14 protein-coding genes are annotated in these 15,282 nt (G+C 69.6%); 12 read left to right on the forward strand and 2 right to left on the reverse strand.

Annotation, left to right across the window (positions count from 1 at the left end):
• The 11 genes from B7K24_RS06990 to B7K24_RS07040 form a co-directional block, all read left to right on the forward strand.
• Positions 1-1,827: HNH endonuclease signature motif containing protein (locus B7K24_RS06990; RefSeq protein WP_234986613.1), on the forward strand; the 1,827-nt coding region annotated here is incomplete at its 5' end.
• Positions 1,828-2,000: 173 nt separating this feature from the next.
• Entirely contained in the window at positions 2,001-2,549 is a 549-nt protein-coding gene (gene pyrR, locus B7K24_RS06995) for a bifunctional pyr operon transcriptional regulator/uracil phosphoribosyltransferase PyrR (protein ID WP_084129518.1), read from the forward strand.
• On the forward strand, positions 2,546-3,529 hold the full coding sequence (locus B7K24_RS07000; protein ID WP_084129519.1) for an aspartate carbamoyltransferase catalytic subunit: 984 nt from the start codon (positions 2,546-2,548) through the stop codon (positions 3,527-3,529). Before pyrR ends, B7K24_RS07000 begins: the two co-directional genes overlap by 4 nt.
• On the forward strand, positions 3,526-4,839 hold the full coding sequence (locus B7K24_RS07005; protein ID WP_084129521.1) for a dihydroorotase: 1,314 nt from the start codon (positions 3,526-3,528) through the stop codon (positions 4,837-4,839). Before B7K24_RS07000 ends, B7K24_RS07005 begins: the two co-directional genes overlap by 4 nt.
• Entirely contained in the window at positions 4,836-5,984 is a 1,149-nt protein-coding gene (gene carA, locus B7K24_RS07010) for a glutamine-hydrolyzing carbamoyl-phosphate synthase small subunit (protein WP_234986614.1), read from the forward strand. Before B7K24_RS07005 ends, carA begins: the two co-directional genes overlap by 4 nt.
• The gene (gene carB, locus B7K24_RS07015; RefSeq protein WP_084129523.1) at positions 5,984-9,277 is read left to right on the forward strand and encodes a carbamoyl-phosphate synthase large subunit; all 3,294 of its coding nucleotides are present in this window, start codon (positions 5,984-5,986) and stop codon (positions 9,275-9,277) included. The genes carA and carB overlap by 1 nt, the downstream gene beginning before the upstream one ends.
• Positions 9,278-9,375: 98 nt before the next feature.
• Complete coding sequence (gene pyrF / locus B7K24_RS07020) at positions 9,376-10,218, forward strand: orotidine-5'-phosphate decarboxylase (protein ID WP_084129524.1); 843 nt, start codon at positions 9,376-9,378, stop codon at positions 10,216-10,218.
• Positions 10,219-10,258: 40 nt separating this feature from the next.
• Positions 10,259-10,570, forward strand: a complete 312-nt coding sequence (mihF, locus tag B7K24_RS07025) for an integration host factor, actinobacterial type (protein ID WP_084129526.1) — start codon at positions 10,259-10,261, stop codon at positions 10,568-10,570.
• Positions 10,570-11,124, forward strand: a complete 555-nt coding sequence (gene gmk, locus B7K24_RS07030; protein ID WP_084129528.1) for a guanylate kinase — start codon at positions 10,570-10,572, stop codon at positions 11,122-11,124. Before mihF ends, gmk begins: the two co-directional genes overlap by 1 nt.
• A 47-nt stretch (positions 11,125-11,171) precedes the next feature.
• Entirely contained in the window at positions 11,172-11,441 is a 270-nt protein-coding gene (gene rpoZ / locus B7K24_RS07035; protein WP_084129530.1) for a DNA-directed RNA polymerase subunit omega, read from the forward strand.
• 11 nt (positions 11,442-11,452) lie between these two features.
• Positions 11,453-12,712, forward strand: coding sequence for a phosphopantothenate--cysteine ligase family flavoprotein (locus B7K24_RS07040; RefSeq protein ID WP_084129532.1), 1,260 nt, complete (start codon positions 11,453-11,455; stop codon positions 12,710-12,712).
• Here B7K24_RS07040 and B7K24_RS07045 read toward each other — a convergent pair.
• Together B7K24_RS07045 and B7K24_RS07050 are read right to left on the reverse strand one after the other, a co-directional pair.
• Positions 12,709-13,437: an SDR family NAD(P)-dependent oxidoreductase gene (locus B7K24_RS07045; RefSeq protein WP_084129534.1), complete on the reverse strand. Its 729-nt coding sequence runs from the start codon at positions 13,435-13,437 to the stop codon at positions 12,709-12,711. The genes B7K24_RS07040 and B7K24_RS07045 overlap by 4 nt on opposite strands.
• A 42-nt stretch (positions 13,438-13,479) precedes the next feature.
• Positions 13,480-13,992 carry a YpsA SLOG family protein gene (locus B7K24_RS07050; protein ID WP_084129536.1) on the reverse strand — a complete coding sequence of 171 codons (513 nt, stop codon included), beginning with the start codon at positions 13,990-13,992 and terminating at the stop codon, positions 13,480-13,482.
• A gap of 104 nt (positions 13,993-14,096) precedes the next feature.
• Here B7K24_RS07050 and metK point away from each other — a divergent pair, with 104 nt between their 5' ends.
• On the forward strand, positions 14,097-15,266 hold the full coding sequence (metK, locus tag B7K24_RS07055) for a methionine adenosyltransferase (protein ID WP_084129538.1): 1,170 nt from the start codon (positions 14,097-14,099) through the stop codon (positions 15,264-15,266).
• Positions 15,267-15,282: the final 16 nt, after the last annotated feature.

Raw genomic sequence — 15,282 nt, forward strand, 5'->3', positions numbered from 1 at the left:
CCCCTCTGGTGTGATGTGAGCATGGCATCAACGCCCGCCCCGATCGCCGCTCCCGGCGCAGCCCAGGAGCGCGAACAGAGGCGTGCACAGATTCGCCAGCACGTGTGCGAGGCGCTGCTGCGAGGTGACTCACTTACGAGCGCGATGATCGACCCGATGGATGATGTCGCGTTGTCTGACCTCGTGTGGGCGATCGGCGCGGTTTGCCAGGACAGTCAGCGGATGATGGCCGTGGCCGCGGCGGCTGAAGCGGAGCGCTCTCGCGCGAAGGCACGCGACCTCGGTCTGGCCCGCCGCCAGGGGCACAAGGACGCGACGGAACTGATTGAGAAGCAAGGCGGTGTTTCCGGCCCGGAGGCACGCCGACTCATCGAGTTGGGCGAAACGCTCGCCAATGCGGAAAGGGCGCGCAAGCCTCCGCAGGAGCCGGCGGCGCGACCTGACGGACACGACGCCGCGCCAGCGCCAACGCCAGCCGAGTTGCCGGTGTTCGGGCATGTGGCCGATGCCGTCAATGCCGGCCACCTGGGCACCGACGCCGCGACCGCCATCACGAGAATGCTGCGCCGCGTGGCGGACCGATGTGAGCCCACGGAACTCGAGGCTGCCGAGAAGGACTTGGTCTTCTCGGCTCGACACATGCGCTCCCAGCGATTGCGCCAGTTGATCAACCGCTATGAGGCACGGCTTGACGCGGCGCACATCGAAGAGCTCGCGCAATCGCGTCGTGAACGGCGCTACCTGCACATCGGCGAGAACGCCGACGGCATGATCCGGATCAACGGCCAGCTCGACCCAGAAAATGGTGCCCCGCTGGTGACGGTCATGGATGCGATGGTGAATCAGCATTTCCGGCTCCGCAAGAGGGCAGAGGACGCCAGGAAGGCCGGGAAGGTCGTCAGCATTGACGAGCGCACGCCCGAGCAGGTGCGGGCCGACGCGATGGGCGACTTCGCGCGCCATCTCGCCGGATGCGACGTCGACATCCTTCCCCAGACCGGTGTCAAGGTCATCGTGCGCATGGACGTGGACACGCCCAAGGGCATGGCGAATGAGGCCTCGATCGATGGGCTGTCGACGACGCCGGACGCCGGAGAACTGCGGCGCTTTGTCGCCCGCGCCGGGCTGATCCCACAGGTGTTGGGAGGAGGTTCGTGCACGCTCGACTTCGGTCACGAGCGGCCCGGCTTCACACCACAGCAGAAGCTTGCTCTGCTGGCCCGCGACGGCGGTTGCGCAAAGTGCGGTGCCCCGCCGGCCTGGTGCGACGCCCACCACGTCGTCCCCGTCGAATTCGGCGGGAAGACCGATATCGCCAACGGAGTCATGCTCTGTGTGCGTTGCCACCACGACGTCCACCGCGACGGCTGGGTCATCGAGACCACCTCGACTGAGGTGTGGTTCATCCCACCGGAGCATCTCGACCCCACGCGAACACCTCAACCGGGAGGCCGGGGCCTGTTTGATGCCGTTGCGACGCCGACGGAACTGCCCGGGCCATCCGAGATTCTCACTGAAACTCCAGTAGCGGCCACCAAGGTAGGCGACCATCGGCGACGGTCATCGGCACGACCGGGAGAGTCGTCGCGACGAGGTTCGCCGCCGCGTCATAAGACCCTGTCGTGTGCCAAGCCCGGAACTCCCTCGATCAGGTCGGCCCCCATGGAACCCGAAGAGCTACGCCAGGCCGTGCCTGATGTCGCCTGGAACGGGGCGCACTCGACGGCAAAGCATGACCGGCCACCCCGCTACCGCAACGTGACAGCACGCTTCCGAGCCCGACGCGTGAAGATCCATCCGTCCACCTTCAGCCACGCCCCACCGTGACCGGAGGTGGCGAGGTGAAGGACACCAACGTGTGCCGCCGGTTGCCTCGTTGCGTTGCGACGCGGCGCGGCCGATCTTCGGTCCGCGCCACCCCGCCCGACCGGGTACGCTAACCAGCGAACATCGACATCCTTTAAGGACCGTCCAGAGAGGCGGGGAAGGAGGTCGCCAGGATGACTGGGACCATTCTCGGTGCGTCTGATATCGGACGCGCCCTCACACGCATCGCGCACGAGATCCTCGAGCGCAACGAAGGCCACGAGGACATCGTCCTCCTCGGCATCCCGACCAGGGGAGTGCCGCTGGCCCATCGCCTCGCCGCGAACATCGCCGAGGTCGAGCCCGGGTTCGACGCCAAGGAGCGCACCGGCTCCCTCGACATCACCATGTATCGGGACGACCTACGTCACCAGCCCACGCGGACCCTTGGCGCCACCACGCTGCCGGCCACCGGCATCGACGGCAAGGTTGTGGTCTTGGTGGACGACGTCTTCCACACCGGCCGCACCATTCGCGCCGCCCTCGACGCCATCAAGGACGAGGGCCGCCCCGCCGCGGTCCAGCTCGCCGTCCTCGTAGACCGCGGTCACCGCGAGCTGCCTATCCGCGCCGACTTCGTGGGCAAGAACATCCCCACCTCGCGCACCGAGCGCGTCGACGTGCACCTAACCGAAACCGGCGACGGCGAAGACGCCGTGATCCTGACGGGAGGCCGCGCATGAAGCACCTGCTCGGCACCCAGAACCTCTCGCGCGAGGACGCCGTCCTCATCCTCGACACCGCCGGCCAGATGGCCGCCACGCAGGAACGAGAGATCCGCAAGTTGCCCACCCTGCGCGGCCGCACCGTCGTGAACCTCTTCTTCGAGGACTCCACCCGCACGCGCATCTCGTTCGAGGCCGCGGCCAAGCGCCTGAGCGCCGACGTCATCAACTTCTCCGCCAAGGGTTCGAGCCTGTCCAAGGGCGAGTCCCTCAAGGACACTGCCCTCACCCTGCAGGCCATGGGGGCCGATGCCGTTGTGGTCCGCCACTGGGCCTCCGGAGCCGCCCAGCGCCTGGCCGAGTCCGGCTGGCTGCACGGCTCCGTGTCCGTCCTCAACGCGGGTGACGGCACCCACCAGCACCCCACGCAGGCCCTGCTGGACGCGTTTACGATGCGCCGCCACCTGATGGCAGCCAACGTGGGCGACAGCGTCGACGGCAAGGGTCTCGACGGCCTCACCGTCGCGATCGTGGGCGACGTCCTGCACTCGCGCGTGGCCGGCTCCAACATCGCCCTGCTGCGCACCCTCGGCGCCAAGGTCGTCGTGGTCGCCCCGCCCACCCTGCTGCCCTACGGCCTTGAGCGCGACGGGGGAGTGTCCGTCCACTTCACGCTGGACGACGCCCTCGAGGCGCACGACCTCGACGCCATCATGATGCTGCGCGTCCAGCGCGAGCGCATGACCGGCGGCGGCTCCGGGTTCTTCCCCAGCCCCGAGGAGTACACGCGCCTTTTCGGACTCGACCGTGCCCGCATGGACCGCATGCCCGGCCACGCCATCATCCTGCACCCCGGCCCCATGAACCGCGGCCTGGAGATCTCCGCGGAGGCGGCCGACTCGCCGCGCTCCGTCATCGTCGAACAGGTCAGCAACGGCGTCGCCGTCCGCATGGCCGCCCTGTACCTGCTGCTTTCCGGAGAGGAGGCCTCCGCGTGAGCGCCCCCATCGTCATCACCAACGTCTCGCTCTACGGCGACACCCCGTCCGACATCGTCATCGTCGACGGACAGATCTCTTCCCTGACGGCGGCCGATGTTCCAGCCGACGCCCGCACCATGGACGGTTCCGGTCTGGTCGCCCTTCCGGGCCTGGTCGACCTCCACACGCACCTGCGTGAGCCCGGCCGCGAGGACGCCGAGACCATCGAGACCGGTTCCCGTTCGGCCGCACGCGGCGGCTTCACCGCCGTCCACGCCATGGCCAACACCACGCCCACCGCGGACACCGCCGGCGTGGTCGAGTTGGTCGCGAGCCGCGGCCGTGAGGTGGGCCTGGTCGACGTGTACCCCGTGGGCGCGGTCACGGTGGGCCTGAACGGCACCCAGCTGTCCGAGATGGGCGCCATGGCCAACTCGCGCGCCCAGGTGCGTGTCTTCAGCGACGACGGCAAGTGCGTGCACGACCCGCTGCTCATGCGCCGCGCCCTCGAGTACGTGAAGACCTTCGACGGCGTCATCGCCCAGCACGCCCAGGAGCCGCGCCTGACCGAGGGCTCGCAGATGCACGAGGGCCTCGTCTCCGCCGAGTTGGGACTGGCAGGCTGGCCCGCCGTCGCCGAGGAGTCGATCATCGCCCGCGACGTGCTGCTTGCCGAGCACGTCGGCTCGCGCGTCCATATCTGCCACCTGTCCACCGCCGGCTCCGTGGACATCGTCCGCTGGGCCAAGGCCCGCGGCATTCAGGTCACGGCCGAGGCCATGCCTCACCACCTGCTCCTGACCGACGAGTCCGCCCGCGGCTACGACCCGCGCTTCAAGGTCAACCCGCCGCTGCGCACCCAGGAGGACGTCGACGCCCTGCGCGCCGGCCTCGAGGACGGCACCATCGACATCGTGGCGACCGACCACGCGCCGCACCCGGACGAGGACAAGGACTGCGAGTGGGGCGCAGCCGCCTTCGGCATGATCGGCCTCGAAACCGCCCTCGGCATCGTCCAGAAGACCATGGTCGACACCGGCCGTCTCACCTGGCGCGACGTGGCCCGTATCCTGTCGGAGACCCCGGCCAGCATCGGCCGCGACGAGGCCCACGGCCGCCCCCTCGCCGTCGGCGAACCCGCCAACATCACGCTGGTGGACCCCGCCGCCGCCTGGACGGTGGACCCCGCGGGCACCGACTCGCGCAGCAACAACTCGCCGTTCGGCGGGATCGAGCTTCCCGGACGCGCCGTCGCCACCTTCCTGCGCGGCACGCCCACCTATCTTGATGACCGTTTCACCGCACTGACCGAAGGAGCCCCCGCGTGACAGACACGACCGCGCTGCTCGTCCTCGAGGACGGCCGCACCTTTGAGGGCAAGGCGTACGGCGCCACCGGCCAGACCCTGGGCGAGATCGTTTTCAACACCGGCATGACCGGCTACCAGGAGACCCTGACCGACCCGTCGTATCACCGCCAGATCGTCGTGATGACCGCGCCCCACATCGGCAACACCGGCGTCAACGACGAGGACGACGAGAGCCGCAAGATCTGGGTAGCCGGGTACGTGGTGCGCGACCCCGCACGGAGGCCCTCGAACTGGCGCAGCCAGCGCAACCTCGAGGACGACCTGCGTGACCAGGGCATCGTCGGCATCTCCGGCATCGACACCCGCCAGCTGACGCGCATCCTGCGCGAGGGCGTCATGCGCGCCGGCATCTTCTCCGGCGAGGCACTCGCCCCAGGCGGGGCGCGTGTTGACACCGCGGAACTGGTGGAGCGCGTCAAGGGCGGCGAGTCCATGGCCGGCGCCCACCTTGCCGACGATGCGTCGACCGACGAGGCCTACGTCGTCGAGCCCCCGGCCGGCGTCGAGACCGTCGCCAACGTGGTCGCGGTCGACCTGGGCATCAAGGCGATGACCCCGCAGATGATGGCCGAGCGCGGCATCCGCGTCACCGTGGTGCCCTCCGACTGGACCGCCGAGCAGATCCTCGAGTCGCAGCCCGACGGCGTCTTCTACTCGAACGGCCCCGGCGACCCCGCCGCCGCCGAGCGCTCCGTCGCGACCCTCAAGCAGATCCTCGACACCAAGACCCCGTTTTTCGGCATCTGCTTCGGCAACCAGCTGCTGGGCCGGGCCCTCGGCTTCGGCACCTACAAGCTGCAATTCGGCCACCGCGGCATCAACCAGCCCGTGATGGACCGCACCACCGGCAAGGTCGAGGTCACCGCGCACAACCACGGCTTCGCCGTCGACGCGCCCCTCGAGGGCGACACCGACAGCCCCGCAGGCTACGGCCGCGTCAAGGTCTCCCACGTGTGCCTCAACGACGACGTGGTCGAGGGGCTTGAATGCCTAGACCTTCCCGCCTTCTCCGTCCAGTACCACCCCGAGGCCGCTGCCGGCCCCCACGATGCGGCATACCTGTTCGACCGCTTCGTGGACGTCATGAAGGGAGTGCGCGCCTGATGCCCAAGCGCGACGACATCAACTCCGTGCTGGTCATCGGGTCCGGCCCGATCGTCATCGGCCAGGCTTGCGAGTTCGATTATTCCGGCACCCAGGCCTGCCGCGTCCTCAAGTCCGAGGGCGTGCGCGTGATCCTGCTCAACTCCAACCCCGCCACCATCATGACGGACCCCGAGTTCGCCGACGCGACCTACGTGGAGCCCATCACCACCGAGGTGATCGAGGCGATCATCGCCAAGGAGCGCCCCGACGCCCTCCTGCCAACCCTCGGCGGCCAGACCGCGCTGAACGCCGCCATCTCCGCGGCCGAGGCCGGCATTCTCGACCGTTACGACGTCGAGCTCATCGGCGCCAACCTCGAGGCCATCAACCTCGGCGAGAACCGCGAGCTCTTCAAGGGCGTCGTGGAGCGCTGCGGCGCCGACTCGGCGCGCTCCGCCATCTGCCACACCATGGACGAGTGCCTGGCGGCCGCCGAAGACCTGAACTACCCGGTCGTGGTGCGCCCCTCGTTCACCATGGGCGGCCTGGGCTCCGGCTTCGCGTGGAACGAAGAGGACCTGCGCCGCATCGCCGGCGCCGGCCTGCACTACTCGCCGACCACCGAGGTGCTCCTCGAGGAGTCCATCCTCGGGTGGAAGGAGTACGAGCTCGAGCTCATGCGCGACCGCAACGACAACGTCGTGGTGGTCTGCTCCATCGAGAACGTCGACCCCGTGGGCGTGCACACCGGCGACTCCGTCACCGTGGCCCCCGCCATGACCCTGACCGACCGCGAATACCAGCGCATGCGCGACGTCGGCATCGCGATCATCCGCGAGGTCGGCGTCGACACCGGCGGCTGTAACGTCCAGTTCGCCGTGGAGCCCGACACCGGCCGCCTCATCGTCATCGAGATGAACCCTCGCGTGTCCCGCTCATCGGCGCTGGCGTCGAAGGCCACCGGCTTCCCGATCGCCAAGATCGCGGCCCGCCTGGCGCTCGGCTACACGCTCGACGAAATCCCCAACGACATCACCGGCTCCACGCCCGCGTCCTTCGAGCCCACGCTCGACTACGTCGTGGTCAAGGTGCCCCGTTTCGCCTTCGAGAAGTTCCCCGCCGCCGACCCGATCCTTACCACCACCATGAAGTCGGTGGGCGAGGCCATGGCCATCGGCCGCAACTTCACCGAGGCCCTCGGCAAGGCGCTGCGCTCGATCGACAAGCGCGCCGCCAACTTCCACTGGGAGGGCGAGGCACCCGATGCCGCGGCCGTCAAGGAGCTCCTCGAGAAGATCACGATCCCCACCGACGAGCGCTTCATCCAGGTGCAGCAGCTCCTGCGCGGCGTCCTCGCCGGCACGGTGACCATGGAGGAGGTCTTCGACGCGTGCAAGATCGACCCCTGGTTCCTCGACCAGATGCTGCTGATGAATGAAGTGGCAGCCGCCACGGCATCGGCCCCCGAGCTCACCGCCGACGTGCTGCGTGAGGCCAAGCGCCATGGCCTCGCCGACACCCAGATCGCGCAGCTGCGCGGCCTCACGGTGGAGGACGTCTACGCCCTGCGCGGCGAGCTGGGCGTGACCCCCGTCTACAAGACGGTCGACACCTGCGCCGCCGAGTTCGCGGCCCGCACCCCGTACCACTACAGCTCCTACGACGTCGAGAACGAGGTGGCCCCGCGCGAGCGCGAGGCGATCATCATCCTCGGCTCGGGCCCCAACCGCATCGGCCAGGGAATCGAGTTCGACTACTCCTGCGTCCACGCGGCCCTGAGCCTCAAGGACCAGTACGAGACCGTCATGGTCAACTGCAACCCCGAGACCGTCTCGACCGACTACGACACGGCGAACCGTCTGTACTTCGAGCCCCTCACGTTCGAGGACGTCATGGCCGTCTACGAGGCCGAGAAGGCCGCGGGACCGGTCAAGGGCATGTTCGTGCAGCTGGGCGGCCAGACGCCTCTGTCGCTCGCACAGCGGTTGGCCGATGCCGGCGTCCCGATCCTGGGCACCTCACCCGAGGCGATCGACAACGCCGAGGACCGGGCGGCCTTCGGCCGCGTCCTCGACGAGGCCGGCGTCCCCGCGCCCGACTACGGCACCGCACACGGCATCGACGAGGCCATCGAGATCGCGGGCCGCATCGGCTACCCCGTCCTGGTGCGTCCCTCGTATGTGCTCGGCGGCCGCGGCATGGAGATCGTCTACGACAAGGCGCAGCTCGAGGACTACGGCACCCGCATGGACTCCATCGGCGACCACGCCACGGACGCCCCGCTGCTGATCGACCGCTTCCTCGACGACGCGATCGAGATCGACGTGGATGCGCTGTACGACGGCGAGGAGCTGTTCCTCGGCGGCGTCATGGAGCACATCGAGGAGGCCGGCATCCACTCGGGCGACTCCGCCTGTGTGCTGCCCCCTGTCACGCTGTCCTCGGCCGAGCTCACCCGCATCCGCGAGGCGACCGAGGCGCTGGCCAAGGGCATCGGCGTGCGCGGCCTCATGAACGTCCAGTACGCGCTCGTGTCCGACGTCCTGTACGTGCTCGAGGCCAACCCGCGCGCCTCGCGCACCGTGCCGTTCGTCGCCAAGGCCACCGGCGTGCCGTTGGCCAAGGCCGCGTCGCTGCTCATGGCCGGCACGTCGATCGCTCAGCTAAAGGCCGACGGTGTGCTGCCGGCCGAGGGCGCCGAGAAGCTCGACATGTCGCAGCGCCTCGCCGTCAAGGAGGCCGTGCTGCCGTTCAAGCGCTTCCGCACCCATGAGGGCAACGTCGTGGACTCGGTGCTCGGCCCTGAGATGCGCTCGACCGGCGAGGTTATGGGCTTCGACTCGACCTTCCCGCTCGCGTTCGCGAAGTCGCAGGCCGCCGCGTTCGGAGGGCTGCCCACCGAGGGCAAGGCGTTCGTGTCGGTCGCCGACCGCGACAAGCGCGAGATCTCCTTCCCGGTGGCACGCCTGCACCAGATGGGCTTCGAGATCCTCGCGACGGCCGGCACCGCTCAGGTGCTGGCGCGCTACGGGATCCCCACGACCATCGTCCGCAAGTACTCCGAGGGCGTGGGCCCGAACGGGGAGCCCACCATCGTGGACCTCATCTCGACCGGCGAGGTGCCGCTCGTGGTGAATACCCCCGAGGGACAGGGCGCGCGTGCTGACGGCTACGAGATTCGTGCGGCCGCCACGGCCCACGACGCCGCCATTGTCACGACCACCCAGCAGCTCGCCGCGGCCGTCCAGGCCATCGAGGCGCGCCGTCAGGGCCCGTTCGAGGTGCTGAGCCTGCAGGAGGCCACGGCTTAACCGTCGTGGTGCGGGACGTTCGGTCCTCGTGCAGAAAGCGTCATCCCAGGTAGCATGGCAGTAACGAGGGCGGCTTAGCCGCCGGCAAGGAGACTCGGATGCGTTTCGGAGTGCGGCTGGCGGCCGCCATGGAGCGGCACGGACCGCTGTGCGTGGGCGTCGACCCCCACACGGCCCTGCTGACCCAATGGGGCCTGCCCGACACCCCGGATGGCCTCGCGGCCTTTTCTGACACGGTCGTGAAGGCCGCGGCGGGGGAGGCTGCGGCGATCAAGCCGAACATCGCGTTCTACGAGCGCCACGGTTCGGCGGGCATCGCCGTCCTCGAGCGGCTGCTGGCCGACGCCCGCTCGGCGGAGTTGCTGACGGTGATGGACGCCAAGCGCGGCGACATCGGCTCGACCATGGCCGGCTACGCGGACGCGTTCCTGCGTCCCGGCTCGTCCCTCGAGTCGGACTCGCTGACCGTGTCGCCGTACCTCGGCTTCGGCTCCCTGCAGCCGGCGCTTTCGCTCGCGGCGGAGCACGGCAAGGGCATCTTCGTGCTCGCGCTGACCTCCAACCCCGAGGGTCCCGAGGTCCAGCACGCGCGCGGCGCGAACGGCGAAGCCGTCGCGGCGGCGATGGTGCGTCAGGCATCGGCCCTGAACGATGGTGCAGAACCGATGGGTGACGTCGGCCTCGTGGTGGGGGCGACGGTGGGCTCGGCGGTGTCGGATCTCGGCATCGGCCTCGACGGTCTGAATGGACCGATCCTCGCGCCGGGTGCAGGCGCTCAGGGAGCGGGGCCGGCGGAGTTGTCCCAGGTATTCGGGAACTCCAAGCGCAACGTACTCGTCAATCAGTCGAGAGGTGTTCTCGCTGAGGGACCCTCCCTGGACAAGTTGCGTTCCGCGGTGCGAGAGGCATCGGACGCGGCACAGGCGGCCCTGCAGGGGTAACCCTCCTGCCGGACCCGTTTCGAGAAAAGGAAGTGGGAAAGTGGCGACACCGGAACTCACGGACGAGCAGCGCGCACAGGCGCTGGTGAAGGCGACCGCGGTGCGCAGCGCGCGCCGCGTGTTCAAGGAGGAGCTCGCACGCGGCGAGATGAGCCTCGCGGAGGCCATCGACCGCGCCAAAGCTGACGATGCCCTCGCCGGCATCCGTGTGCGTGACCTCCTGCAGTGCCTTCCCGGCATCGGGCCCAAGCGTGCCGAGACGGCCATGGAGGAAATCGGCATCTCGCAGGCACGTCGCATCCGAGGGCTCGGAGCCCATCAGGTGTCCGCGCTGGTCGAGCGCGAGGGTTGATGAGTCGACTCGTTGTCCTCGCGGGTCCGACTGCAGTAGGCAAGGGCACGCTGGTGCGCGCGCTGAAGGCGCGCCACCCTGATGTGTGGCTGTCCGTGTCGGCGACCACCCGCGCCCCGCGACCGGGGGAGACCGACGGGGTCGAGTACCACTTCGTGACGCCCGCCGACTTTGACCGCATGATCGACGGCGGCGAGCTGCTCGAGTGGGCGACCGTCCACGGCACGCACCGCTACGGCACCCCTCGCGGTCCCGTCCTCCAGCACCTTGAGGCGGGCGACCCGTCGCTGCTGGAGATCGACCTCCAGGGCGCGCGGCTCGTGAAGGAGTCGATGCCGGAGGCGCTGTTCGTGTTCGTCGAACCGCCGTCGTGGGACGAGCTGGTGCGCCGGCTGGTGGGCCGCGGCACCGAGACGTCCGAGGAGCGCGAGCGTCGCCTCGAGACCGCTCGCGAGGAACTCGCGGCCGTCTCCGAGTTCGATCGCGTCATCGTCAACGACGAACTTGACCGCGCCGTGGACGAATTGGAAGCCCTCGTGAGGGACCCGCGCTAGACTAGTGCGCTGGACTTGAAACGCAGCATCAACGTAAGGAAGTAACCGTGGCTGGAACCGTCGCACACCCCGAGGGCATCACCAACCCGCCCATCGACGAGCTGCTCGAGAAGGTCGACTCCAAGTACGCCCTCGTCATCTACGGCTCGAAGCGCGCACGCCAGATCAACTCGTACTACGAGGCGCTGGGCGAGGGCCACTTCGAGAACGTGGGCCCGCTCGTCGAGGCCGACTCCACCGACAAACCCCTCTCGGTCGCGCTGCGCGAGATCAACGAGGGCAGCCTGCTCGAGCTGGGCGACTCCGCCGAGAAGTAAGACTCTCCTCGATGCGCGTCCTCCTGGGCGTCACCGGCGGCATCGCGGCCTACAAGGCTGCGCTGGTGCTGAGGCTGCTCAAGGAGGGTGGGCACGACGTCCGCGTCGTACCCACAGCGGCATCGCTGAACTTCGTCGGACGCGCCACCTGGGAGGCGCTGTCCGGACACCCCGCACCGACGGACACGTTCGAGAACGTGCCGTCGGTGCAGCATGTCCGGCTCGGTCAGCGGGCCGATGCCGTGCTGGTCGCCCCCGCCACCGCAGACTTCCTCGCGCAGATGGCCGCCGGACGTGCGACGGATCTGCTCGGCAATGCGCTGCTCGCGACCGAGGCACCCGTGCTGGTGTGCCCCGCGATGCACACCGAAATGTGGAACGACCCCTCGGTGGTCGCCAACGTCGCGACGCTACGCTCGCGCGGGGTGAGCGTGCTGGAGCCGGCCGTCGGGCGCCTCACGGGCCCCGATTCTGGACCAGGCCGCCTGCCGGATCCCGAGGTGATCGTCGAGGCGCTGTACGCCATGGTCGGCTCCGGCCCTTCTGGCGCTCTGTCCCCTGGCGCACACAATGACACTCGCGCCACCCACGGCTCCTGGGGCGACCTTGATGGTGTCAGCGTCCTCATCTCCGCAGGCGGGACGCGCGAGCCCATCGACGCCGTGCGCTACCTGGGCAACCGTTCCTCGGGACACCAGGGCTTTGCCTTGGCCGAGGCCGCCCGTGAGCGCGGCGCGGTCGTCACCGTCGTCGCCGCCAATGTGGATCTCCCTCTCGGTGAGGGGATCGACCGTGTCGACGTCGCGACCGCCGCCGAGCTCGGCGCGGCCATCCGTTCACGGGCCGATGACGCCGACATCGTCATCATGGCCGCGGCCGTCGCCGACTACCGCGTCGCCGAGGTCGCGGCAACCAAGCTCAAGAAGGACGGCGAGTCCGGCATGACGCTCGAGCTTGTCCAGACCGAGGACATCCTCGCAGGGCTCGCCGCGTCAAAGTGTGAGGGGCAGGTCGTCGTGGGCTTCGCGGCCGAGACCGGCGACGCCTCCGGCACGGTCCTTGAGCACGGCGCCGCGAAGGCCCGGCGCAAGGGCGCCGACCTGCTCGTCGTGAACGAGGTGGGGGAGTCGAAGGGGTTCGGAGCCCCCGACAACGCCGTCGTGATCCTCGACGGAGCCGGGGAAACGGTGGCGCAGGCGAGCGGGACGAAGCTCGCCGTGGCCCACGCGGTCCTCGACAGCATCGGCCGACTGCTCGGTCCGGAACGCTAGAACCCTCCGCCCACGCGCAGCACCGCGCCTGTGGCATAGCCGGCGTCGTCCGACAGCAGCCAGGTGACGGCGCCCGCGACCTCGTCCGGCTCGCCCGGGCGGCCCCAGGGGATCGCGGAGGCGACCTTGTCGGGGCGGTCCGGGTCGGCGTGGAACTCGGTGCGTACCGTGCCAGGTTCGACGCACGCGACACGGATGCGTGCGGGACCGAGTTCGCGAGCCAGGCCCTGGGCGAGTATGCCGACGCCCGCCTTCGCCGCCGCATAGTGGACATAGGTGCCTGGCGAGCCCTGCTGGGTGGCGGCGGAGCCGATGAGCACGATGCTCGCGCCGGCCTCGAGAAGGGGAAGGGCGGCCCGGCACGTCAGCACCGCGCCGGTCAGATTGACCTCGACGTCCCGCGCCAGCGCGGCCGGGTCCTGCTCGAGGAGCGGCCCCACGGCCGTCGCGGCGCCCGCATTGGCGACCACGCCGCGCAGCGAGCCATACTGTGCGGCCCCGGCGAAGAAGCGGTCGAGCGACGCCGCATCGGTGATATCCACCGGAAACGCCCACGCACGGCGGTCGAGCGCCTCGATGTCGGCGACCACGGCATCCGCCGCCGTCTTGTCGGACCTGTAGCCGACCGCCACCTCCCAGCCCTCGGAGGCTGCGCGCAGGGCGATCCCGCGGCCGATGCCGCGAGACGCCCCGGTGCTGGCGAGGATGCGTGGGGTGTCGGTCATGGCCACGATCGTGGCACAGGTCGCGTTGGTGCCCGGCGGCCCTCAGCCCTTGTCGAGCTCCAGCAGTGCAGCGACGTACTGCTGGGCGACCTGCTGGGCGCCGGGCCACTCGGACTCGCGCGGGCCGACCACGTTGACGATAAGTTCGCGGCCCACCTCACTGAGGCCGGCAAACGCTGCCTCGGGGGTCGGGGGATTGACGAGGCAGGGCCGGCGCAGTTCGCCCGCCGTTGCGATCGCACGCGCGGACCCGGGAGAGACCTCGGGAGAGCCGATCACGAGCGTCGCGTGGGCGTCACGCACGTTCAGCCGGGTGCGGATGGCGGGGTCGTCGGACATGGTGGGCTTGAGGCCCGGGTAGTCGATCAGCACGCCGGGCGCGTAGGGCTTGTCCTCGGCGATCCCGCCCGCGGGGACCCAGCCGCCGTGGACCACGCAGCCCGCGATGGCGGCATCGAGCGCGCCACGGTCGACGCCGGTCTGCCCGCCGGAGATGATGCGCGCGATGACGCCCCCGGTGCCCGTGACCTTGTCCGCCCGTGTCCCTCCTCGCATGGTGACGAACCTAGTGGGAACGCGCGGCACGGGGAATGGGTCATGGGTCCCGGCGGGCCATCACGCGCACCCGGGTGTCGGGCCCGGCGGCTAGGCTGGCCCGCATGTCAGACCTCCGCCTGTTCACCTCCGAATCCGTCACCGAGGGCCACCCCGACAAGGTGTGCGACCAGGTCTCGGACGCGATCCTCGACGCGATGCTCGCGCAGGACCCGGCCGCCCGTGTCGCGGTCGAGACGATGGTGACCACCGGACTGGTGCACGTGGCCGGCGAGGTCACCACGGAGGCATACGTCGACATCCCCGGCACCATTCGCGACGTCGTCACGGGCATCGGCTACACGTCCTCCAAGGTGGGCTTCGACGGCGACTCGTGCGGCGTATCCGTGTCCATCGGCGAGCAGAGCCCCGACATCTGGGCGGGCGTGGGCTCCGCGACGGACACCGACGGCTCCGAGCTCGGCGCGGGCGACCAGGGCCTCATGTTCGGGTACGCGTGCACGGACACGCCCGAGCTCATGCCGCTGCCGATCGCGATGGCGCACCGCCTCACCCAGCGCCTCGCTCAGGTGCGCAAGGACGGCGCCGTCGCCGGACTGCGACCCGACGGCAAGGCCCAGGTCACCATCGGTTACGACGGTGAGACGGCCCGCACCGTCGACACCGTCGTCCTGTCCAGTCAGCATGAGGAGTCGTGGGAGACCGGGGCGCTGCGCGCGACGCTTGAGGAGGCCGTCATCGCGCCCGTCCTTGAGGCGTACGAGCTCGACGCCACGGGTCACCGTAGCCTCATCAACCCCACGGGTCGGTTCGAGATCGGCGGCCCTAAGGGTGACGCCGGCCTGACGGGCCGCAAGATCATCGTCGACACCTACGGCGGCATGGCCCGCCACGGCGGCGGCGCCTTCTCCGGCAAGGACCCGTCGAAGGTGGACCGCTCGGCCGCCTACGCAATGCGTTGGGTCGCGAAGAACGTGGTCGCCGCGGGCCTCGCGACGCGCTGCGAGGTCCAGGTCGCCTACGCGATCGGCACCGCTCACCCCGTGGGCCTGTACGTCGAGACCTTCGGCACCGCGACGGTCGACCCGGCCCGGATTGAGGCCGCCATCAAGGAGGTCTTTGACCTGCGTCCCACCGCGATCATCGACGCCCTGGACCTGCGCCGCCCCATCTACCGCGCGACGGCCGCCTATGGCCACTTTGGCCGCGAGCTTCCCGACTTCACCTGGGAGCGCACCGACCGCGCCGCGGCGCTCGCCAGCGCCGCGCAGTAGGAGGCGCGCATCATCG

Origin of the sequence: Demequina sp. NBRC 110055, assembly GCF_002090135.1 — a bacterium.
Taxonomy (GTDB): Bacteria; Actinomycetota; Actinomycetes; order Actinomycetales; family Demequinaceae; genus Demequina.

Excerpts from the sequence above, each read along its gene's own strand:
- pyrF (WP_084129524.1), top strand. The coding sequence starts at position 9,376 with ATGCGTTTCGGAGTGCGGCTGGCGGCCGCCATGGAGCGGCACGGACCG.
- B7K24_RS07040 (WP_084129532.1), top strand. The coding sequence starts at position 11,453 with ATGCGCGTCCTCCTGGGCGTCACCGGCGGCATCGCGGCCTACAAGGCT.
- B7K24_RS07000 (WP_084129519.1), top strand. The coding sequence starts at position 2,546 with ATGAAGCACCTGCTCGGCACCCAGAACCTCTCGCGCGAGGACGCCGTC.
- pyrR (WP_084129518.1), top strand. The coding sequence starts at position 2,001 with ATGACTGGGACCATTCTCGGTGCGTCTGATATCGGACGCGCCCTCACA.
- carB (WP_084129523.1), top strand. The coding sequence starts at position 5,984 with ATGCCCAAGCGCGACGACATCAACTCCGTGCTGGTCATCGGGTCCGGC.
- metK (WP_084129538.1), top strand. The coding sequence starts at position 14,097 with ATGTCAGACCTCCGCCTGTTCACCTCCGAATCCGTCACCGAGGGCCAC.
- B7K24_RS07045 (WP_084129534.1), bottom strand. The coding sequence starts at position 13,437 with ATGACCGACACCCCACGCATCCTCGCCAGCACCGGGGCGTCTCGCGGC.
- gmk (WP_084129528.1), top strand. The coding sequence starts at position 10,570 with ATGAGTCGACTCGTTGTCCTCGCGGGTCCGACTGCAGTAGGCAAGGGC.
- B7K24_RS07050 (WP_084129536.1), bottom strand. The coding sequence starts at position 13,992 with ATGCGAGGAGGGACACGGGCGGACAAGGTCACGGGCACCGGGGGCGTC.